17 protein-coding genes, 2 tRNA genes, 3 rRNA genes, 1 other RNA gene and 1 other annotated feature are annotated in these 20,961 nt (G+C 53.8%); of the genes, 22 read left to right on the forward strand and 1 reads right to left on the reverse strand.

Annotated features, from left to right (window positions below):
- Positions 1 to 29 precede the first annotated feature (29 nt).
- The 4 genes from QSJ10_RS00075 (at position 30) to serS (ending at position 4,572) form a co-directional block, all read left to right on the forward strand.
- The gene (locus QSJ10_RS00075) at positions 30 to 1,385 is read left to right on the forward strand and encodes a D-alanyl-D-alanine carboxypeptidase family protein (protein WP_053532450.1); all 1,356 of its coding nucleotides are present in this window, start codon (positions 30 to 32) and stop codon (positions 1,383 to 1,385) included.
- Between the two features lie 129 nt (positions 1,386 to 1,514).
- The gene (gene pdxS / locus QSJ10_RS00080; protein WP_033008824.1) at positions 1,515 to 2,399 is read left to right on the forward strand and encodes a pyridoxal 5'-phosphate synthase lyase subunit PdxS; all 885 of its coding nucleotides are present in this window, start codon (positions 1,515 to 1,517) and stop codon (positions 2,397 to 2,399) included.
- 24 nt (positions 2,400 to 2,423) lie between these two features.
- Positions 2,424 to 3,014 carry a pyridoxal 5'-phosphate synthase glutaminase subunit PdxT gene (gene pdxT / locus QSJ10_RS00085; RefSeq protein WP_033008825.1) on the forward strand — a complete coding sequence of 197 codons (591 nt, stop codon included), beginning with the start codon at positions 2,424 to 2,426 and terminating at the stop codon, positions 3,012 to 3,014.
- Between the two features lie 9 nt (positions 3,015 to 3,023).
- Positions 3,024 to 3,244: a binding site (T-box leader), on the forward strand.
- Between the two features lie 53 nt (positions 3,245 to 3,297).
- The gene (gene serS / locus QSJ10_RS00090; RefSeq protein WP_033014225.1) at positions 3,298 to 4,572 is read left to right on the forward strand and encodes a serine--tRNA ligase; all 1,275 of its coding nucleotides are present in this window, start codon (positions 3,298 to 3,300) and stop codon (positions 4,570 to 4,572) included.
- A gap of 236 nt (positions 4,573 to 4,808) precedes the next feature.
- Here the strand turns inward: serS and QSJ10_RS00095 are convergent, their stop codons facing one another.
- On the reverse strand, positions 4,809 to 6,095 hold the full coding sequence (locus QSJ10_RS00095; protein ID WP_053532451.1) for a glycoside hydrolase family 18 protein: 1,287 nt from the start codon (positions 6,093 to 6,095) through the stop codon (positions 4,809 to 4,811).
- Positions 6,096 to 6,181: 86 nt separating this feature from the next.
- Between QSJ10_RS00095 and tadA the strand changes: the two genes are divergently transcribed.
- From tadA to yabA, 18 genes are all read left to right on the forward strand, one after another.
- Positions 6,182 to 6,664, forward strand: coding sequence for a tRNA adenosine(34) deaminase TadA (gene tadA / locus QSJ10_RS00100; RefSeq protein WP_033014223.1), 483 nt, complete (start codon positions 6,182 to 6,184; stop codon positions 6,662 to 6,664).
- A 53-nt stretch (positions 6,665 to 6,717) separates the two neighbouring features.
- Positions 6,718 to 6,982, forward strand: an RNA gene (gene ffs, locus QSJ10_RS00105) — signal recognition particle sRNA large type.
- A 210-nt stretch (positions 6,983 to 7,192) separates the two neighbouring features.
- Positions 7,193 to 8,875, forward strand: coding sequence for a DNA polymerase III subunit gamma/tau (dnaX, locus tag QSJ10_RS00110; RefSeq protein ID WP_053532452.1), 1,683 nt, complete (start codon positions 7,193 to 7,195; stop codon positions 8,873 to 8,875).
- A gap of 27 nt (positions 8,876 to 8,902) precedes the next feature.
- Positions 8,903 to 9,226, forward strand: a complete 324-nt coding sequence (locus tag QSJ10_RS00115) for a YbaB/EbfC family nucleoid-associated protein (protein ID WP_375153663.1) — start codon at positions 8,903 to 8,905, stop codon at positions 9,224 to 9,226.
- Between the two features lie 9 nt (positions 9,227 to 9,235).
- Entirely contained in the window at positions 9,236 to 9,832 is a 597-nt protein-coding gene (recR, locus tag QSJ10_RS00120) for a recombination mediator RecR (protein WP_033008839.1), read from the forward strand.
- 23 nt (positions 9,833 to 9,855) lie between these two features.
- Entirely contained in the window at positions 9,856 to 10,080 is a 225-nt protein-coding gene (locus QSJ10_RS00125; RefSeq protein ID WP_033008840.1) for a YaaL family protein, read from the forward strand.
- A 72-nt stretch (positions 10,081 to 10,152) separates the two neighbouring features.
- Positions 10,153 to 10,419 carry a pro-sigmaK processing inhibitor BofA family protein gene (locus QSJ10_RS00130; protein ID WP_049625376.1) on the forward strand — a complete coding sequence of 89 codons (267 nt, stop codon included), beginning with the start codon at positions 10,153 to 10,155 and terminating at the stop codon, positions 10,417 to 10,419.
- A gap of 252 nt (positions 10,420 to 10,671) precedes the next feature.
- Positions 10,672 to 12,232, forward strand: a 16S ribosomal RNA gene (locus QSJ10_RS00135).
- An 84-nt stretch (positions 12,233 to 12,316) separates the two neighbouring features.
- Positions 12,317 to 12,390, forward strand: a tRNA-Ile gene (locus QSJ10_RS00140).
- A gap of 8 nt (positions 12,391 to 12,398) precedes the next feature.
- Positions 12,399 to 12,474 (forward strand) — tRNA-Ala (locus QSJ10_RS00145).
- Positions 12,475 to 12,653: 179 nt separating this feature from the next.
- A 23S ribosomal RNA gene (locus QSJ10_RS00150) occupies positions 12,654 to 15,581 on the forward strand.
- Between the two features lie 230 nt (positions 15,582 to 15,811).
- Positions 15,812 to 15,928, forward strand: a 5S ribosomal RNA gene (gene rrf, locus QSJ10_RS00155).
- The 16S, 23S and 5S rRNA genes sit together here with 2 tRNA genes alongside, the layout of an rRNA operon.
- A gap of 119 nt (positions 15,929 to 16,047) precedes the next feature.
- Positions 16,048 to 16,254, forward strand: a complete 207-nt coding sequence (locus QSJ10_RS00160; protein ID WP_033009017.1) for a sigma factor G inhibitor Gin — start codon at positions 16,048 to 16,050, stop codon at positions 16,252 to 16,254.
- 318 nt (positions 16,255 to 16,572) lie between these two features.
- Positions 16,573 to 18,012, forward strand: coding sequence for an aminotransferase class I/II-fold pyridoxal phosphate-dependent enzyme (locus QSJ10_RS00165; protein ID WP_033014214.1), 1,440 nt, complete (start codon positions 16,573 to 16,575; stop codon positions 18,010 to 18,012).
- Positions 18,013 to 18,032: 20 nt separating this feature from the next.
- On the forward strand, positions 18,033 to 18,707 hold the full coding sequence (gene tmk / locus QSJ10_RS00170; protein WP_033009015.1) for a dTMP kinase: 675 nt from the start codon (positions 18,033 to 18,035) through the stop codon (positions 18,705 to 18,707).
- 37 nt (positions 18,708 to 18,744) lie between these two features.
- Positions 18,745 to 19,737, forward strand: coding sequence for a DNA polymerase III subunit delta' (holB, locus tag QSJ10_RS00175; protein WP_033009012.1), 993 nt, complete (start codon positions 18,745 to 18,747; stop codon positions 19,735 to 19,737).
- A 13-nt stretch (positions 19,738 to 19,750) separates the two neighbouring features.
- Positions 19,751 to 20,578: a PSP1 domain-containing protein gene (locus tag QSJ10_RS00180; RefSeq protein ID WP_033009010.1), complete on the forward strand. Its 828-nt coding sequence runs from the start codon at positions 19,751 to 19,753 to the stop codon at positions 20,576 to 20,578.
- Between the two features lie 61 nt (positions 20,579 to 20,639).
- Entirely contained in the window at positions 20,640 to 20,957 is a 318-nt protein-coding gene (gene yabA, locus QSJ10_RS00185; protein WP_044746534.1) for a DNA replication initiation control protein YabA, read from the forward strand.
- Positions 20,958 to 20,961: the final 4 nt, after the last annotated feature.

Consider the following 20,961-nt stretch of genomic DNA (forward strand, 5'->3'; position numbering starts at 1 on the left):
AATAACGGTTGTGTGAGGAGGGTTTCGATGTGAAGAGGAAACGAAAGTGGTTGTTTTGGCTGCTGTCTGTTTGTCTTTGCTTAACACTATGGCCGTTTCAACAGATGGCGAAGGCGGAAAGCGCTCCGCTTGACATCCGGGCGGACGCCGCGATTTTAGTGGACGCGAAGACGGGAAGAATTTTATATGAGAAAAACATTGATACGGTGCTTGGCATTGCCAGCATGACAAAAATGATGACCGAGTATTTGCTTCTTGACGCCGTTAAGGCGAAACGTGTCAAGTGGGATCAGACGTATACGCCGAGTGAGTATGTGTACCGGTTGTCGCAAGACCGGGCGCTGTCCAACGTTCCGCTGCGCAAAGATGGCAAGTATACAGTGCGCGAACTGTACGAGGCAATGGCCATTTATTCGGCCAATGGGGCTACGGTCGCGATTGCGGAAATCATTGCTGGGTCAGAGAAAAATTTCGTGAAAATGATGAATGAAAAAGCGAAACAGCTCGGGTTGAAAGATTATAAATTCGTGAATGCGACAGGGTTAAGCAACGAAGACTTAAAAAGATTCTACCTGGAAGGGACAAACTCGGATGAGGAAAATGTCATGTCTGCGCGAGCCATGGCCACCCTTGCCTACCGGCTGCTGAAAGACCATCCAGAGGTGCTGGAAACGGCGAGCATTCCCCATAAAATGTTCCGAGGAGGAACAGAGGACGAAATTAAAATGGACAACTGGAACTGGATGCTACCAGGGCTTGTGTACGGATACGAAGGGGTAGACGGGTTGAAAACCGGCTATACGGAATTTGCCGGCAACTGTTTCACCGGGACGGCGAAGCGGAACGGCGTCCGTCTAATTTCCGTCGTGATGAATGCCAAGGATGCAAGCGGAAAAACGACGAAAGAGGCGCGTTTTAAGGAGACAGAAAAACTATTTAACTATGGATTTCATCAATACTCGCTCCAAACGCTCTATCCGAAAGGGTATCAGCTGAAGGGGAAAGAGACGATTCCAGTCGTGAAAGGGAAGGAAAAAGAAGTTCGCGTCGCAACGGCGAAAAAGCTGTCTCTGCTCATCAAAAATGGCGAGGAAAAACAGTACAAGCCGGTTTATGTATTGGATCAGAAAAAAATGACGAAAGAAGGAAAATTGATCGCTCCGTTGAAAAAAGGAGAGACGGTCGGATATATGACGCTTGAATACAAAGGCAATGACTCGCTCGCGTTCTTAAGCCCGGACATGCAAAAAAACATCCGGGTGCCGCTCGTTACGACAACCGAGGTGGAGAAAGCCAACTGGTTCGTTCTCTCGATGCGTGCGATTGGCGGACTGTTTGCTGATTTATGGACAAGCGTTGCCAAAACGGTGAAAGGTTGGTTGTAACGCTGCTCCCCGGTTAAGGGGAGCTTTTTTCCATTGTGATTTTTGTAAAAATTGAGGTAAAATGAAACGGTGGAATCATCCTTTTGCGTATATAGCAAAGCATAAGGATAGGAACAGGGGGAATCAACGTTGGCATTGACAGGTACAGACCGCGTCAAACGTGGCATGGCGGAAATGCAAAAAGGCGGCGTCATTATGGACGTCGTCAATGCGGAGCAAGCGAAGATTGCTGAGGCGGCAGGGGCTGTCGCAGTCATGGCGCTCGAGCGCGTCCCGGCAGACATTCGCGCCGCTGGCGGTGTCGCGCGCATGGCTGATCCGACGATCATTGAAGAAGTGATGAACGCTGTATCAATCCCAGTCATGGCAAAAGTGCGCATCGGGCACTATGTGGAAGCGCGCGTCCTTGAGGCGCTCGGCGTCGACTATATTGACGAAAGTGAAGTATTGACGCCGGCTGATGAAGAGTTCCATATTGACAAACGGCAGTTTACGGTCCCATTTGTATGCGGTTGCCGCGACTTAGGAGAGGCCGCCCGCCGCATTGCTGAAGGGGCATCGATGTTGCGGACAAAAGGGGAGCCAGGGACAGGAAACATCGTCGAGGCCGTTCGCCATATGCGCAAAGTCAACGCGCAAATCCGCAAAGTTGTCAGCATGAGCGAAGACGAACTTGTCGCCGAGGCGAAACAGCTTGGGGCTCCGGTTGAAGTGCTGCGTGAAATCAAACGGCTTGGCCGCCTCCCGGTCGTCAACTTCGCCGCTGGCGGTGTCGCGACACCAGCTGACGCCGCGCTCATGATGCACTTAGGCGCCGACGGTGTCTTCGTCGGTTCGGGCATTTTTAAATCGGAAAATCCGGAAAAATACGCTCGTGCGATCGTTGAAGCGACGACTCATTATGAAGACTATGAGCTGATCGCCCATCTATCGAAAGGGCTGGGCGGCGCAATGCGCGGCATCGATGTCGCGACACTGCTGCCGGAGCATCGGATGCAAGAACGAGGCTGGTAAGCCGGACAAAGGAGCAAGATCACAATGAAAATAGGTGTACTTGGACTGCAAGGAGCTGTGCAGGAACATGTCCGCGCCATCGAGGCGTGCGGCGCCGAGGCGGTCGTCGTGAAGAAACCGGAGCAGCTTTCGGGACTCGACGGACTCGTGCTCCCGGGCGGCGAAAGCACAACAATGCGGCGCCTCATGGACCGGTACGGATTGATGGAGCCATTGAAGCAATTTGCCGCTGATGGCAAGCCGATGTTTGGGACATGCGCTGGGCTCATTTTGCTGGCGAAACGAATCGTCGGGTATGATGAGCCTCACTTAGGCCTGATGGATATTACGGTCGAGCGGAACTCGTTTGGGCGGCAGCGGGAAAGCTTTGAGGCGGAGCTGTCGATCAAGGGGGTTGGCGACGGGTTTGTCGGCGTCTTCATCCGTGCTCCGCACATTGTCGAGGTCGGCGACGGGGTCGATGTCCTCGCGACATACAATGACCGCATTGTCGCGGCCCGGCAAGGCCAGTTTCTTGGTTGCTCGTTCCATCCAGAGTTGACCGACGATCATCGATTGATGCAATACTTTCTCAACATGGTCAAAGAAGCGAAAATGACGTCAAGCCTTAAGTAAAGTGATCAAGCGAAAGCGATGAGAGGAACAAGCAGCAGACCCCCTTTCTTTCAGAGAGCCGGTGGGTGGTGCAAACTGGCAGGAAGCGCCTGTGAATCCATCCTCGAGCAAAACGTTGAACGCCAAAGCGGGTCAGTAGGCGTTTTCGGTAGCCGCCGTGAACGGCAAAAAGGGAAGGCATCGCAAGCCTTCAATAAGGGTGGCACCGCGGGGTCGCTCCCGTCCCTTTTGGGGACGGGGGCTTTTTTATGTATAATATTGAATGGAAAAGGAGGTAAAAGCCATGCTGGATGTGAAAATATTGCGCGCCCAGTTTGAAGAAGTGAAAGAAAAACTAATGCAGCGCGGCGGAGATTTGGCGAACATCGACCGGTTTGAACAGTTGGACAAAGAACGCCGCCGTTTGATTGCTGAGGTGGAAGAGCTAAAAAGCAAACGCAATGATGTGTCGCAGCAAATTGCCGCCCTTAAGCGCGAGAAAAAGGATGCGGAGCCGCTGATCGTCCAAATGCGCGAAGTCGGCGACCGCATTAAGCAAATGGATGAGCACATTCGCCAACTGGAAGAGGAACTCAACGCCCTGTTGTTATCGATTCCAAATATTCCGCATGAATCCGTACCGGTCGGCCAGTCGGAAGAGGACAATGTCGAAGTGCGGAGATGGGGGGAGCCGCGTTCGTTTTCGTTTGAACCGAAACCGCATTGGGATATCGCCGACCAGCTTGGTCTGCTTGATTTTGAGCGGGCGGCTAAAGTGACAGGAAGCCGGTTTGTGTTTTATAAAGGGTTGGGCGCCCGGCTTGAGCGGGCGTTAATCAACTTTATGCTTGACATCCATCTCGATGAATTCGGCTATGAAGAAGTACTGCCCCCCTATTTGGTGAACCGGGCAAGCATGATTGGAACCGGGCAATTGCCGAAATTTGCCGAGGATGCGTTTCATTTGGACAGCGAAGACTATTTTCTCATTCCGACAGCGGAAGTGCCGGTGACGAACTTGCATCGCGATGAAATTTTATCTGCAGATGATTTGCCGCTTTACTATGCAGCGTACAGCGCCTGTTTCCGCGCTGAAGCTGGTTCGGCCGGCCGCGACACAAGAGGGCTCATCCGTCAGCATCAGTTCAACAAAGTGGAGCTTGTTAAGTTTGTCAAACCGGAAGATTCATACGAGGAACTGGAAAAATTGACACGGCAGGCGGAAACGATTTTGCAGCGGCTCGGGCTTCCGTACCGCGTTGTCGCCTTGTGCACGGGTGATCTCGGCTTTTCAGCAGCGAAAACATACGATATTGAAGTATGGCTGCCAAGCTACGGCACGTACCGGGAAATTTCATCGTGCAGCAACTTTGAGGCGTTCCAAGCTCGCCGCGCCAACATCCGCTTCCGTCGCGATCCGAAAGCGAAACCGGAATACGTGCACACGTTAAACGGCTCAGGGTTGGCCATCGGCCGAACGGTCGCCGCTATTTTGGAAAACTACCAGCAAGAAGATGGATCGGTCATCATCCCAGAGGCGCTCCGCCCATACATGGGCAACCGGGACGTCATCCGTTAAAATCGTTGGTTGACTTTTCCCGGCAGCCGTGTTATAGTGAATGACGTTGGCGACGGAGAAAAAGAGGCGGCGGATGCCGGCCTCGAATGCTTCTCTGCCAAAGCGATAAAGAACAGTACTGACGCGCATAAGAGGAGATTGTCATCTGGAACGGCTGATCGGAATCGCCGTTTCCAGCCCTAAAAAAACCCGCCGGGAGAAAGGCGGGTTTTTTTATCTCTTTGGCGCGGGCGGCCTTATCTTTTGACGACTGCAAACTGGTCGGAAAGGAGCAGCCAGTTTTGCGGGAAATCGAAGCCCAGTTTCCAATAGCTGACTCCGCGCAGGCCAAGTTCTTTCACGAGATTGAATTTTGCCTGAATGGAGCGGGCGTCCTCAAACCATACTTCGTGCTCGCGCCCGTTTTCATCGCGGTAGCGAAAATGCGGCGCCTGCGCCTCGGTGTCGTATTCAATCGCGACGTTATACTTCGCGGCGAGGGCGATGGCCTGCTGCGGGCTGATGGCGCGGGCGTACGGTCCGCCCGGTACGTACGGCAGTGTCCAATCATAACCATACAAATTTTGCCCCATTAAAATCTTTCCGGGAGGCATTTCCGAGACGGCGTACTTGAGGACACGGCGGACAGGGCCGATGGGGGAGACCGGCATCGGCGGACCGCCGCTGTAGCCCCACTCATACGTCATTATGACGACAAAGTCGGCAATTTGTCCATGGGCGCGGTAGTCATGGGCTTCGTACCAACGTCCGCGCTGGGTGGCGCTCGTTTTTGGCGCCAGGGCGGTCGACATCATCCATCCTTCCCGTTCAAATCGCCGTTTCGCTTTGCGCAAAAACGCATTATACGCCTCACGGTCTTCCGGGCGCAAATATTCAAAATCAAAATGGATGTCGCGGAAGCCATACCGTCTGGCGGTGGCGACAATGTTGTCGAGTAGACGATTTTGCAGCGTTTCATTCGTCAAAATAAGCGCGCCCAGCTCGTCGCTGAACTGCCCGTTTTCAATGTTGGCGACAACCATCACGAGCGTGACGCGGTTGGCGCGGGCAATATCCGGAAAGTCGTCAAGCGGCGGCTCTTGCAATGTCGCGTCGCGCCGAATGGCAAAATAAAAGGGACTTAAATACGTTAAATGTGGAGCGGCTTCGCGGGCGCTTGCTTCCAACGCCGGACTGACGGTCGCACCGCGCGGTTCAATATAGGCGTTAAACTCCGCTCTCCGCTTGGCTCCGGGCGGAATGTAAAGACGCTGGCCGACCCGCAATGGCGCATTTAACGAGAGGCGGTTCACTTCCGCGAGACGCTGCATCGGAATGGAAAACCGGCGGGCAATCGACCATAAACTGTCTCCGGGTTGCACCCAATAAAAACGACCGACGATCGGAATCACGAGCGCCTGACCGACGACAAGACGGTCGGGATTTGGCAGCTTGTTCGCCCGAACAATGTCCTCGACCGTCGTTTCATATGCTTTAGCGATCCCGCTTAACGTTTGTCCTCTCTGTACGACATGGATCTGCATCGCTTGACCTCCTAGTTGCGTCTTCATTCTCCATATTTTATGATGGAAAAGAAAGAGAAATGACCGTTTGTGCAAAGGGGTATATGATGAGCAACGATGAGTATTACATGAAGTTGGCGATTGAAGAAGCAAAAAAAGCTGAACGGATCGGCGAAGTGCCGATCGGGGCCATCATCGTTCAAGACGGCCGCGTCATCGCCCGCGCCCATAATTTACGGGAAACGGAACAGCGCGCGATCGCCCATGCGGAGGTTTTGGCCATTGACGAAGCGTGCCGGGTGACCGGCTCATGGAGGCTTGAACGGGCGGTGTTATACGTGACGCTTGAACCGTGCGCCATGTGCGCGGGGGCCATCGTTCTTTCCCGCATTGAGCGGGTCGTATTTGGAGCTAGCGACCCAAAAGGGGGATGCGCCGGGACGTTAATGAACTTATTGCAGGAAAACCGGTTCAACCACCAGGCTGAGGTTGCAAGCGGCGTGTTGGCGGAGGAGTGTGGGGCGCTGCTGAGCGGTTTTTTCCGCCGATTGCGCGAACAAAAGAGAAATGTTGGCGGAAGTTCCAACTAAAATTCGGCCTGTGTACATTGCATTTTCCCTATAAACGCGCTATACTGATAGTGCCGTGCTAAGCGGGGAGGTAGCGGTGCCCTGTACTCGCAATCCGCTCTAGCGAGGCTGAATCCCTTCTCGAGGTTAGTCTGTTGTGAGGCCTGTCTCAAGTAAGTGGTGTTGACGTCTGGGTCCCGCGCAATGGGATTCCGTGAACCCTGTCAGGTCCGGAAGGAAGCAGCAGTAAGCGGATGCTCCCATGTGCCGCGGGGGCGCCTGGGCTGAGCCAACTGCTTGAGCAACGCTCGGGGCAGCTAATCGACAGAAGGTGCACGGCCTTACATAAGCAGCAAGAGGGTGTCCCAAAAGCAATGGGACACCCTTTCTTCATTGACAAGATGCAGAGGCAATTTGCTTCGGCAACACGATCATATTGTATCTCTTTTACATAGAGAGACGATCTTTTGGGACAGCCTCTTTTTATTTTAAAATAGGGCAGAACGTTATATAATAGTGGAGATGAGAGGAAGAGGAGGGCCGTTTTCCGTGGCATACCAAGCGTTATACCGTGTTTTTCGGCCGCAGCGTTTCGCGGACATGGTCGGCCAAGAACACGTGACGAAAACGTTGCAAAGCGCCCTGCTTCAACATAAAATATCGCATGCCTACTTATTTTCCGGACCGCGTGGGACAGGCAAAACGAGCGCGGCGAAAGTGTTCGCCAAGGCGGTCAACTGTGAACAGGCCCCGGCGGCCGAGCCGTGCAATGAATGTCCCGCTTGCCTCGGCATTACAAACGGAACGATTCCCGATGTGTTGGAAATTGACGCTGCTTCCAACAACCGCGTCGACGAAATCCGCGACATCCGTGAAAAAGTGAAATTTGCGCCGACCTCGGTTCGTTATAAAGTGTACATTATCGACGAAGTGCACATGCTGTCAATCGGCGCGTTTAACGCGTTGTTGAAGACGCTTGAGGAACCGCCCAAACACGTCATTTTCATTTTGGCCACCACCGAGCCGCATAAAATCCCGGCGACGATCATTTCCCGCTGCCAACGGTTCGATTTTCGCCGCATCCCGCTGGCCTCCATCGTTTCGCGGTTGAAATATGTGGCGAACGCCCAGGGCGTAGAAGCATCCGACGAGGCGCTGTCGGCTATCGCCCGCGCTGCCGATGGAGGGATGCGCGACGCGCTCAGTTTGCTTGACCAGGCGATTTCATTCAGCGATGGGAAGCTTCGGCTTGATGACGTGTTGGCGATGACCGGAGCGGCATCATTTGCCGCGTTGGCTGATTTCATTGCCGCCATTCATCGGAAAGATACAGCGGCTGTTTTGCAACAGTTTGAAGCAATGATGGCGCAAGGAAAAGATCCGAATCGTTTGGTTGAAGATTTGATTTTGTATTATCGCGACTTGTTGCTGTACAAAACGGCCCCTCATGTGGAAGGAGCCATCCAAATTGCGGTCGTTGACGAAGCGTTCACCTCGCTTTCGGAAGCGATTCCTCTTTCCGATTTGTACGGAGCGATTGAGCTGTTGAACAAAAGCCAGCAGGAGATGAAGTGGACGAACCACCCGCGTCTTCTCCTCGAAGTGGCGCTCGTCAAGCTTTGCCATCAGCCAGCGGCTGCTGCTCCATCGCCGACCGCTTCTGAACTTGGGCCATTGATCAAGAGGATTGAAACGCTGGAAATCGAGCTGCGCCGCCTAAAAGAGCAGGCGCCTGCCGTTCCGCCGGAGGCGCCTTCTGCGAAAAAAACGGCGAAAGCGGTGAAAACCGGGGGATATAAAGCACCGGTCGGCCGCATTTACGAATTGTTGAAGCAGGCGACGCATGAAGACTTAACCTTGGTGAAAGGCCGTTGGGCCGACGTACTTGATGCGCTGAAGCGGCAGCATAAAGTGTCGCACGCCGCTCTCTTGCAGGAGAGTGAACCGGTCGCAGCAAGCGCTTCAGCATTTGTGTTAAAGTTTAAGTATGAAATTCACTGCAAGATGGCGACCGACCCGGCGAGTTCGGTCAAGGAAAATGTCGAAGCAATTTTATTTGACCTGACGAACCGCCGTTTTGAAATGATCGCCATTCCGGAAGAGGAATGGGGGAAAATAAGGGAAGAATTTATCCGCAGCAAAGAAGCGAAAGCGGAAAAAATCCAGGAAGACCCGTTGATCGCCGAAGCGAAACGGCTGTTTGGCGAGGAATTGATTGAAATCAAAGAATAAACGAATTGAAGGAGGATGCCAACCATGATGCGTGGCGGAATGGGAAATATGCAAAAAATGCTGAAGCAAATGCAGAAGATGCAAAAAGAAATGCAAAAAGCACAGGAAGAGCTGGCAGAAAAAACAGTGGAGGGCACGGCAGGCGGCGGCATGGTAACGGTCATCGCCAACGGCCATAAACAAATTTTAGAAGTGAAAATTAAAGAAGAAGTCGTTGACCCGGACGATATTGAAATGCTCCAGGATTTAGTTTTGGCAGCGACAAACGATGCACTCAAAAAAGCTGATGAGCTGGCCAACGATATGTTGGGGCAGTTTACGAAAGGACTCAACATTCCAGGGCTGTTCTAGGGGGAAGCTATGCATTATCCAGAACCGTTATCCAAACTGATTGACAGTTTTATGAAATTGCCCGGAATCGGTCCAAAAACGGCCGCCCGCCTCGCGTTTCACGTGCTGGCGATGAAAGAAGACGTTGTGCTTGAATTCGCCAAAGCGCTCGTCGACGTAAAGCGGCATATTCATTATTGCACGATTTGCGGGCATATTACAGATGCGGACCCGTGCTACATTTGCAAAGACGAACGGCGCGACCGGACGACCATTTGTGTTGTCCAAGACCCGAAAGATGTCATCGCTATGGAGAGAATGAAAGAATACAATGGCTTGTACCATGTGCTGCATGGAGCCATTTCTCCGATGGAAGGCATCGGTCCGGAGGACATTAAGATCGCCGAGCTGCTGGCGCGGCTGCAGGATGAGACGATCCAAGAAGTGATTTTAGCGACTGACCCGAACATTGAAGGGGAAGCGACAGCGATGTATATCTCACGCCTGCTCAAACCAACAGGAATCAAGGTAACCCGCATCGCCCACGGTTTGCCGGTAGGCGGCGATTTGGAATATGCGGACGAAGTGACGTTGTCAAAAGCGTTGGAAGGACGCCGCGAACTGTAGAGAGAAAGAAGGTGGGGATCGGTTTGTTATGGCGGCGGAAGGGGAAGTTAAAAAGACAATTTGACGAAAAGTTGATGGCCGAACTGCAACAAGCAAGAGCGGAGTGGTTTGAACAAAAACAGCTCATTGAAAAAAGCGTTGACCCGTCTCGAGAGGTGCTGAGCGCGCTCCAACTGGCGGAGGCCAAGTATTTTTTTCTTCTCCGCGAAGCGAAGCACCGTCGTGTTACACTGAAGGAAGTGCGTTGACTTCCTTTTTTGTTCTTTTTTCCCCCAAGGTGCATATGCTTGTAGTACAAGCATAGAAGGGGGCATGAAACGTTGGAGCCGAAAGTGGTGATTACCGTATTGTCGGCGCTCATTGCCGTGTTGCTCGTTGTTGGCGCCCGCCTTAAGGCGCTTCGCTTTATCGGCCATGCCGCTATCCGCCTGATCGTCGGGGCGCTGGCGCTGTTTGCCATTAACGCGATCGGCGGGCAGTTCAGCATTCATATTCCGATTAATCTTATCACCTCGCTCGTTTGCGGATTTCTTGGCCTTCCAGGGGCTGCGGCATTAATTGTGATTGACCAATATATTCTGTCATGATTCATAATGAAAAGGCATCATCTAGTCAAAATGCCTTTTCATTTTTTTATGAAAAACTATTGACTTTTGTATAGATATAAAGTATATTAATAAACGTCGCTGTCCATAAAAAACATGTTGACAGCGAATTGAACAGTAATTATAATAATAAAAGTGCACAACACTAAATTGAAAGCTCCTTGAAAACTAAACAAAACGCAAGCGTCAAAAAAAACTTCGGCCGCATTGGCCGAAGCAAAAGCCAATCAACTTTCTTTGGAGAGTTTGATCCTGGCTCAGGACGAACGCTGGCGGCGTGCCTAATACATGCAAGTCGAGCGGACCGAACGAGGGCTTGCTCTTGTTTGGTCAGCGGCGGACGGGTGAGTAACACGTGGGCAACCTGCCCGCAAGACCGGGATAACTCCGGGAAACCGGAGCTAATACCGGATAACACCGAAGACCGCATGGTCTTCGGTTGAAAGGCGGCCTTTGGGCTGTCACTTGCGGATGGGCCCGCGGCGCATTAGCTAGTTGGTGAGGTAACGGCTCACCAAGGCGACGATGCGTAGCCGGCCTGAGAGGGTGACCGGCCACACTGGGACTGAGACACGGCCCAGACTCCTACGGGAGGCAGCAGTAGGGAATCTTCCGCAATGGGCGAAAGCCTGACGGAGCGACGCCGCGTGAGCGAAGAAGGCCTTCGGGTCGTAAAGCTCTGTTGTGAGGGACGAAGGAGCGCCGTTCGAAGAGGGCGGCGCGGTGACGGTACCTCACGAGAAAGCCCCGGCTAACTACGTGCCAGCAGCCGCGGTAATACGTAGGGGGCGAGCGTTGTCCGGAATTATTGGGCGTAAAGCGCGCGCAGGCGGTCTCTTAAGTCTGATGTGAAAGCCCACGGCTCAACCGTGGAGGGTCATTGGAAACTGGGGGACTTGAGGGCAGGAGAGGAGAGCGGAATTCCACGTGTAGCGGTGAAATGCGTAGAGATGTGGAGGAACACCAGTGGCGAAGGCGGCTCTCTGGCCTGCACCTGACGCTGAGGCGCGAAAGCGTGGGGAGCAAACAGGATTAGATACCCTGGTAGTCCACGCCGTAAACGATGAGTGCTAAGTGTTAGAGGGGTCACACCCTTTAGTGCTGCAGCTAACGCGATAAGCACTCCGCCTGGGGAGTACGGCCGCAAGGCTGAAACTCAAAGGAATTGACGGGGGCCCGCACAAGCGGTGGAGCATGTGGTTTAATTCGAAGCAACGCGAAGAACCTTACCAGGTCTTGACATCCCCTGACAACCCAAGAGATTGGGCGTTCCCCCTTCGGGGGGGGACAGGGTGACAGGTGGTGCATGGTTGTCGTCAGCTCGTGTCGTGAGATGTTGGGTTAAGTCCCGCAACGAGCGCAACCCTCGCCTCTAGTTGCCAGCATTCGGTTGGGCACTCTAGAGGGACTGCCGGCGACAAGTCGGAGGAAGGTGGGGATGACGTCAAATCATCATGCCCCTTATGACCTGGGCTACACACGTGCTACAATGGGCGGTACAAAGGGCTGCGAACCCGCGAGGGGGAGCGAATCCCAAAAAGCCGCTCTCAGTTCGGATTGCAGGCTGCAACTCGCCTGCATGAAGCCGGAATCGCTAGTAATCGCGGATCAGCATGCCGCGGTGAATACGTTCCCGGGCCTTGTACACACCGCCCGTCACACCACGAGAGCTTGCAACACCCGAAGTCGGTGAGGTAACCCTTACGGGAGCCAGCCGCCGAAGGTGGGGCAAGTGATTGGGGTGAAGTCGTAACAAGGTAGCCGTACCGGAAGGTGCGGCTGGATCACCTCCTTTCTAAGGATGTATTGACAAACTTTTCCGGTTTGATTATAATGACGCTTGTCGTTTTGTTTAGTTTTGAGGGAACTTTCCCTCCATGGGCCTATAGCTCAGCTGGTCAGAGCGCACGCCTGATAAGCGTGAGGTCGGTGGTTCAAGTCCACTTAGGCCCATCGGTTGCGGGGCCTTAGCTCAGCTGGGAGAGCGCCTGCTTTGCACGCAGGAGGTCATCGGTTCGATCCCGATAGGCTCCACCACTTTTCTTGATTCGTTCCTTGAAAACTAGATAACCGGAAAAGCGGAGGCGAGCGTTTCGCCGCGATGGGCAAATGTTCTTCGCCTGCAAGGGTGCTTGCACCCGGAAGGCGAAGGTTATTTGACCCCGAGCGGCGGCGAGCCGACGCTAGACAATAAGGAAGAAGCCGAGAGCGCTGTAGGTTAAGCTAGAAAGGGCGCACGGTGGATGCCTTGGCACTAGGAGCCGATGAAGGACGGGGCAAACGCCGAAACGCTCCGGGGAGCTGTAAGCAAGCGTTGATCCGGAGATGTCCGAATGGGGGAACCCACTGTCCGTAATGGGGCAGTATCCATGCCTGAATCCATAGGGCATGGAGGGCACACCCGGGGAACTGAAACATCTTAGTACCCGGAGGAGAAGAAAGCAAACGCGATTCCCTGAGTAGCGGCGAGCGAAACGGGAACAGCCCAAACCAAGAGGCGTGCCTCTTGGGGTTGTAGGACCGCTCATTGTGGGAGTGAGAAAGGAACGGGGTAGACGAACCGGTCTGGAACGGCCGGCCAGAGAAGGTGACAGCCCTGTAGTCGAAACTTCGTTCCCTCCCGAGCGGATCCTGAGTACGGCGGGACACGGGAAATCCCGTCGGAAGCAGGGAGGACCATCTCCCAAGGCTAAATACTCCCTAGTGACCGATAGTGCACCAGTACCGTGAGGGAAAGGTGAAAAGCACCCCGGAAGGGGAGTGAAAGAGAACCTGAAACCGTGTGCCTACAAGTAGTCAGAGCGCGTTCATGCGTGATGGCGTGCCTTTTGTAGAATGAACCGGCGAGTGACGATGGCGTGCGAGGTTAAGCCGAAGAGGCGGAGCCGCAGCGAAAGCGAGTCTGAACAGGGCGAAAAGTACGTCGTCGTCGACCCGAAACCAGGTGATCTACCCATGTCCAGGGTGAAGGCCGGGTAACACCGGCTGGAGGCCCGAACCCACGCACGTTGAAAAGTGCGGGGATGAGGTGTGGGTAGGGGTGAAATGCCAATCGAACTTGGAGATAGCTGGTTCTCCCCGAAATAGCTTTAGGGCTAGCCTCGGGATGGAGAGTGTTGGAGGTAGAGCACTGATTGGGCTAGGGGCCCTCATCGGGTTACCGAACCCAGTCAAACTCCGAATGCCAACGACTTATGCCCGGGAGTCAGACTACGAGTGATAAGATCCGTGGTCGAGAGGGAAACAGCCCAGATCGCCAGCTAAGGCCCCAAAGTGCACGTTCAGTGGAAAAGGATGTGGAGTTGCAAAGACAACCAGGATGTTGGCTTAGAAGCAGCCACCATTTAAAGAGTGCGTAATAGCTCACTGGTCGAGTGACTCTGCGCCGAAAATGTACCGGGGCTAAACGTGCCGCCGAAGCTGCGGGATGACCGTTGGTCATCGGTAGGGGAGCGTTCTAAGGGCGTTGAAGCCAGACCGGAAGGACTGGTGGAGCGCTTAGAAGTGAGAATGCCGGTATGAGTAGCGAAAACAGAGGTGAGAATCCTCTGCGCCGAAAGCCTAAGGGTTCCTGAGGAAGGTTCGTCCGCTCAGGGTTAGTCGGGACCTAAGCCGAGGCCGAAAGGCGTAGGTGATGGACAACAGGTTGAGATTCCTGTACCACCTCCTTCCCGTTTGAGCGATGGGGGGACGCAGGAGGATAGGGCGAGCAGGCGGCTGGAAGAGCCTGTCCAAGCCGCAAGGCTGATCCGTAGGCAAATCCGCGGATTGTAAGGCCAAGCGGTGATGGCGACGGAGTCATCCGGAAGTCCCCGATTTCACACTGCCAAGAAAAGCCTCTAGCGAGGGAAGAGGTGCCCGTACCGCAAACCGACACAGGTAGGCGAGGAGAGAATCCTAAGGCGCGCGGGAGAACTCTCGTTAAGGAACTCGGCAAAATGACCCCGTAACTTCGGGAGAAGGGGTGCTCGTTTGGGTGAAGAGCCCGAACGAGCCGCAGTGAAAAGGCCCAAGCGACTGTTTATCAAAAACACAGGTCTCTGCGAAGCCGAAAGGCGACGTATAGGGGCTGACACCTGCCCGGTGCTGGAAGGTTAAGGGGAGCGCTTAGCGGAAGCGAAGGTGCGAACCGAAGCCCCAGTAAACGGCGGCCGTAACTATAACGGTCCTAAGGTAGCGAAATTCCTTGTCGGGTAAGTTCCGACCCGCACGAAAGGTGTAACGACTTGGGCGCTGTCTCAACGAGAGACCCGGTGAAATTATACTACCTGTGAAGATGCAGGTTACCCGCGACAGGACGGAAAGACCCCGTGGAGCTTTACTGCAGCCTGATATGGAATTTTGGTATCGCTTGTACAGGATAGGTGGGAGCCTGGGAAGCCGGAGCGCCAGCTTCGGTGGAGGCGGCGGTGGGATACCACCCTGGCGATATTGAAATTCTAACCCGCACCCCTTAGCGGGGTGGGAGACAGTGTCAGGCGGGCAGTTTGACTGGGGCGGTCGCCTCCCAAAAGGTAACGGAGGCGCCCAAAGGTTCCCTCAGAATGGTTGGAAATCATTCGGAGAGTGCAAAGGCACAAGGGAGCTTGACTGCGAGACGGACAGGTCGAGCAGGGACGAAAGTCGGGCTTAGTGATCCGGTGGTTCCGCATGGAAGGGCCATCGCTCAACGGATAAAAGCTACCCCGGGGATAACAGGCTGATCTCCCCCAAGAGTCCACATCGACGGGGAGGTTTGGCACCTCGATGTCGGCTCATCGCATCCTGGGGCTGTAGTCGGTCCCAAGGGTTGGGCTGTTCGCCCATTAAAGCGGTACGCGAGCTGGGTTCAGAACGTCGTGAGACAGTTCGGTCCCTATCCGTCGCGGGCGCAGGAAATTTGAGAGGAGCTGTCCTTAGTACGAGAGGACCGGGATGGACGCACCGCTGGTGTACCAGTTGTCCCGCCAGGGGCACCGCTGGGTAGCTATGTGCGGACGGGATAAGCGCTGAAAGCATCTAAGCGTGAAGCCCCCCTCAAGATGAGATTTCCCACCGCGTCAGGCGGGTAAGATCCCTCGAAGATGACGAGGTCGATAGGTCCGAGGTGGAAGCGTGGCGACACGTGGAGCTGACGGATACTAATCGATCGAGGGCTTAACCTAACAAGAAAAGTGGAGGCCGCCTGCTTATCGGCGAGGCGCGCTGGAGGGCCTGCGAGCGGGCTTAGCCCGCCGCAGCAGGACCGAAGCGTCGCGAGCCGATGGCGGCCGGAACTAGACAGCGAAAAGCGGCGGCGAGCCGGAGCTAGACAATGAAAAGTGAAAGCGTCCCGGCTTCTTCCTGAAACGGTTATCTAGTTTTCAGGGAACGAATTCCTGACAACCTCATATGGCCTAGTGGTGATAGCGGAGGGGAAACACCCGTTCCCATCCCGAACACGGAAGTTAAGCCCTCCAGCGCCGATGGTAGTTGGGGCCAGCGCCCCTGCAAGAGTAGGTCGCTGCTAGGCGGAAAACAGAGCCCCCCATTGTGCATAACGCGCAATGGGGTGCTTTTTTTTACCCTTTATCGTCTACTAGTATAGAATGTTATCAGTGTGGGAAACATAGAGAATGGGAGGTGGAAAGCGTGGGGGCGCCGGTGATTGGGAAAAATCGACGTGAAAAAGTTTGTCTCGTTTGTGAGCAAGAAAAAGAGAAGGGCATTTTCCTTTTTGGCCATTTTCTTTGTATTGACTGCAACCAAGCGATTGTACAAACGAATACGGATGACCCAAATTACGCATTTTATGTGCAGAAGCTTCGGAAAATGGTTGCGTCGAAAATTTACTCATGAAGGCCTGTACAGGGCCTGTTTTTATTTTTCTTCGGGAAAAATGGCGGCCGCTGTCTGTTCATTTTCTTTCCGGCTGGTTCATGTTAATATTATTTTTAGCATTTCCCATCAGGCTGGCGAAACACAATGATTTCGGCCGACCCGTGTTTTGGGCTGCAAGGGAAGAGCTGTTTTGAAAAGGTTTCTCATCTTGGAAAAAGCACGTTTGGGGCCGATGGTTCAACCAATCATCAGCCTTCATACATATCGGGTGTCTGTGTACTTTTGGTGCATGCGGACGTTGCACTTCGTAAATGATGATTAGGAAAGAGGATCATGATGGATCAAGCGAAAACTCCTTTATATGATGCATTGGCACGGCATTGGGCCCGCCGCCCCGTGTCTTTCCATGTGCCGGGGCATAAGTATGGGGCGTTGTTTCCGCCGCAGGCAACGGAATTTTTTGCGCCGTTGCTGGCTCTTGATGCGACGGAGATCGGGGGGCTTGACGATTTGCATCATCCGGAATCGGTTATCGCTGAGGCGCAGTCATTGGCGGCTGAACTGTATGGGGCTGCTAAGACATTTTTCCTTGTCAACGGGTCAACAGCGGGCAATTTAGCGATGATTGCCGCTGTATGCGATAAAAATAAACAGAAAGTCATCGTACAGCGCAACTGCCATAAGTCAGTGATGCATGCGCTGCAAATCGCGGGGGCGGCTCCGATTCTCCTTTCCCCCGAATTTGACAGCGATGTACGCGTCGCCTCGCATGTTCGTGCCGAAGCTGTCAAGGAAGCGCTTGAGCTTCATCGCGATGCGGCGGCTGTTGTGTTGACCAATCCAAACTATTACGGGATGTCTATTGATGTAACGGACATCGTCCGCTTTGCCCATGAACGCGGCGTTCCCGTTCTAGTTGATGAAGCGCATGGCGCCCATTTTGCGGCTGGCCCGCCGTTTCCTCAGTCAGCGCTTGCCTGCGGCGCCGATGTCGTTATCCAGTCGGCGCATAAAACGCTGCCGGCGATGACGATGGGAGCGTTTTTGCATGTAAACAGCGAGCGGGTTGATCTTGAACGGTTGAAATATTTTTTGCAGTTGTTTCAGTCAAGCAGCCCGTCTTACCCGATTATGGCCTCGCTCGATTTGGCGCGGCGCTACGTCGCTCAGCTGACGGTGGACGATGTCGCGGCGATTGTCGCTGAAATTGACGGATTTAAGACAGCGCTTGATCGTATTAGCGGGGTGGCGGTCGTTTCCTCCCGTCAGCCCGGTGTTCAAACCGATCCGCTGAAGGTGACGGTGCAGACGCGCAGCTCGCTGACGGGCTATGAACTGCAGCGGCGTCTTGAGGAAGAAGGAGTGTTTGCCGAACTGGCTGATCCTTCCAATGTTTTGCTCATTTGCCCGCTTGCTGCCACTGGACGGTTGATGGAGGCGGCGGAGAAAATCAAATGGGCGTGGCGCGATCTGCCGGTTGAGGAAACGCCGCCGTTTGACTTCATCCCTTGCGTACATCCTCCGATGTCGACGGTGGTTCCATACGATGAGTTGCGCCATGTGCGGACAAAAGCCGTCGCGATCGAGGAGGCGGAAGGGTGCATAGCGGCGGAAACGGTTATTCCGTATCCACCCGGGGTGCCGCTCGTTTGGGTTGGGGAGCGGATTGACGGGCGCCATATTGAGCAGATTCGCCGTCTTCTCGGCCATCGGGCGCATATACAAGGAGGGAGCCGGCTTAGGCACGGGCAGCTGGTCGTCTATGAACTCGAATGAGAGAAAGGATGCCGTGAACGATGAACGGGTATTTTTTTTCGTTTGAAGGGCCGGAGGGGGCTGGAAAAACGACGATGGTCGGCAAGCTCGAATCGTTGTTGCGCAAGCGTGGATTTGACGTGATGGCGACGAGGGAGCCGGGCGGGGTGCGCATCGCCGAGGCGATTCGCGCCATTATTTTGAATCGCGATTATACGGAAATGGATGGACGGACGGAAGCATTGCTGTACGCGGCGGCCCGGCGCCAACACTTGCTCGAGAAGATCGTGCCGGCGCTTGAGGCGGGGCGCATTGTTCTTTGCGACCGGTTTGTGGACAGTTCGTTGGCTTACCAAGGGTTTGCCCGTGGGCTTGGCATTGAGGAGGTATGGAAAATTAACGAGTTTGCCATTGATGGATATATGCCATCGCTCACCATTTATTTCGATCTTGACCCAAAAATCGGGCTCGAACGGATTCGGAAACATACGGGGCGGGAGGTCAACCGGCTCGATCTCGAGGCGTTGTCTTTCCATACGAAAGTCAGGGAGGGGTACTGGAAGCTCGCCAAGCGGTTTGCCGACCGAATCGTGGTGATCGATGCGAGCCGGCCGCTCGATGTCGTGTTTGACGAGACGGCCGCGGCAGTGCTCGCCTGCCTGGAAGGAAGATCAAAGCGCGATTTCCATGAATCCGGCCGTGATGATTTGCCATAAACATGATAGAATAGAAGGTAAGAAATGAGAGAGAGTGATGGCGATGCGATGGGAGCAGCTGGCCAAGCATCAGCCGGTGGCGGCGAAAATGCTGCAAAGCGGCCTTGAAAAAGGGCGGATTTCCCATGCGTACTTGTTTGAAGGGCAGAGAGGGACGGGAAAAAAAGCCGCTAGCTTGTTGTTGGCAAAAAGCTTGTTTTGCTTGTCCCCGTCAGGAATCGCCCCGTGTTTGGAATGCCGCAACTGCCGGCGCATCGATTCCGGCAACCATCCGGACGTTCGGATGATCAGCCCGGATGGAGGGTCGATCAAGAAAGAGCAAATCGAATGGCTGCAACAAGAGTTTACAAAAACAGCCGTTGAGTCGGATAAGAAGATGTATATCGTCGAGCACGCCGATCAAATGACAGCCAGCGCAGCCAACAGCCTGCTGAAGTTTCTGGAGGAGCCGCATCCGGGAACGGTGGCCGTGCTGTTGACCGAGCAATATCACCGAATGTTAGGAACGATTATTTCCCGCTGTCAAGTTCTTTCTTTCCGACCGCTGCCGCCGGCGGAACTCGCGGCCCGGCTCATGGAGGAGCGCGTGCCGCCTTCGTTGGCGTTGCTGGCGGCCCACGTGACGAACAGCTACGATGAGGCGTTGGCGATCAGTCAAGACCGTTGGTTTGCTGATGCGCGAACGTTAGTGCTACAATTGTATGAGATGCTCGGCAAACCGGAGCTGCAGTTGCTGTTTTTCATCCACGATCGTGTGGTTCCGCACTTTTCGGAAAAACACCAGCTTGACCTTGGCCTCGATTTGCTTTTATATATATACCGCGATTTATTGCATATTCAGGTGGGACGGAGCGAGGGCGCCCTCTATCGCGACCATCTTGACCGCCTGCAGCAGTGGGCGCTTTCTTGCCCGCAGCGGCGGATTTTGGACAGCATGGAAGCGATTTTGCAAGCGAAAGCGCGTTTAAATACAACGAACATGAGCCAGGCGCTGTTGATGGAGCAGCTCGTTCTTCAATTAAAGCGGTAAAGGAGGGAGAGCGTTGTATACTGTCGTCGGTGTCCGCTTTAAAAAAGCGGGGAAAATTTATTATTTTGATCCAGGTGATTTCATCATTCCCGTCGGCGAATTTGTCATCGTCGAAACGGCACGCGGCATTGAATACGGAAAAGTCGTCGTCGCCAATAAACAAGTCGATGAAAACGATGTGGTGCTGCCGCTGAAAAAAGTGATCCGCGTCGCGAACGAAAAAGACAAATGGGTCGTTGAAGAAAATAAAAAAGCGGCGCGCGAGGCGTACGACATTTGTTTGCGCAAAGTGGAAGAGCACGGGCTGGAAATGAAGCTTGTTGATGTTGAATATACGTTTGACCGCAACAAAGTCATCTTTTATTTCACCGCCGATGGCCGCGTCGATTTCCGTGAGCTTGTCAAGGACTTGGCCTCGATTTTCCGGACGCGCATCGAGCTGCGGCAAATCGGGGTGCGCGATGAGGCGAAAATGCTTGGCGGCATTGGACCGTGCGGCCGCATGCTTTGCTGTTCGACCTTTCTTGGCGATTTTGAGCCGGTGTCGATCAAGATGGCGAAGGATCAAAACTTATCGCTCAACCCGACGAAAATTTCCGGGTTGTGCGGACGTCTCATGTGTTGCTTAAAATATGAGAGCGAGGAGTACGAAACAGCGAAAGAACAACTTCCTGATTTAGGGGAATATGTCGAAACGCCGTATGGCTTTGGCAAAGTCGTCGGGTTAAACATTTTGGAGCGGGTATTGCAGATCGAATTGCCGGAGCACGGGCGGGTCGTTGAATATACGCTCGATGAGCTGATGAAGAACGGGACGCTGTCCATTCGTGTCGCAGATTAATTTGGGGTGGGGCCATGTGGAAAAGGTAGACAAAAAAGAAGTGTTTCAATTGGTGGCCAATATGGAGGAGCAGCTGAGCCATTTTTACCGTGAGCTTGTGCAGCTGAAGCAACGCGTATCAGAACTTCTCGAGGAGAACCATCAGCTGCAGATTGAAAACGCCCATTTGCGCCGGCGGCTCGAGCAGATGTCGGAAGCATGGGATGAGGAGAAGAAAAAAGAAACGAAACAGGGCAAAAAGCTGCTTGACATTGGCGAAGGGTATGACAATTTGGCACGCCTTTACCAAGAAGGATTCCATATTTGCCACGTCCACTACGGAAGCGTTCGCACGGAAGGCGATTGTTTGTTTTGCTTGTCGTTTTTGAACAAAAAATAAAGGC

The sequence above is a fragment of the Geobacillus stearothermophilus ATCC 12980 genome, from assembly GCF_030369615.1.
GTDB classification, from domain to species: Bacteria; Bacillota; Bacilli; order Bacillales; family Anoxybacillaceae; genus Geobacillus; species Geobacillus stearothermophilus.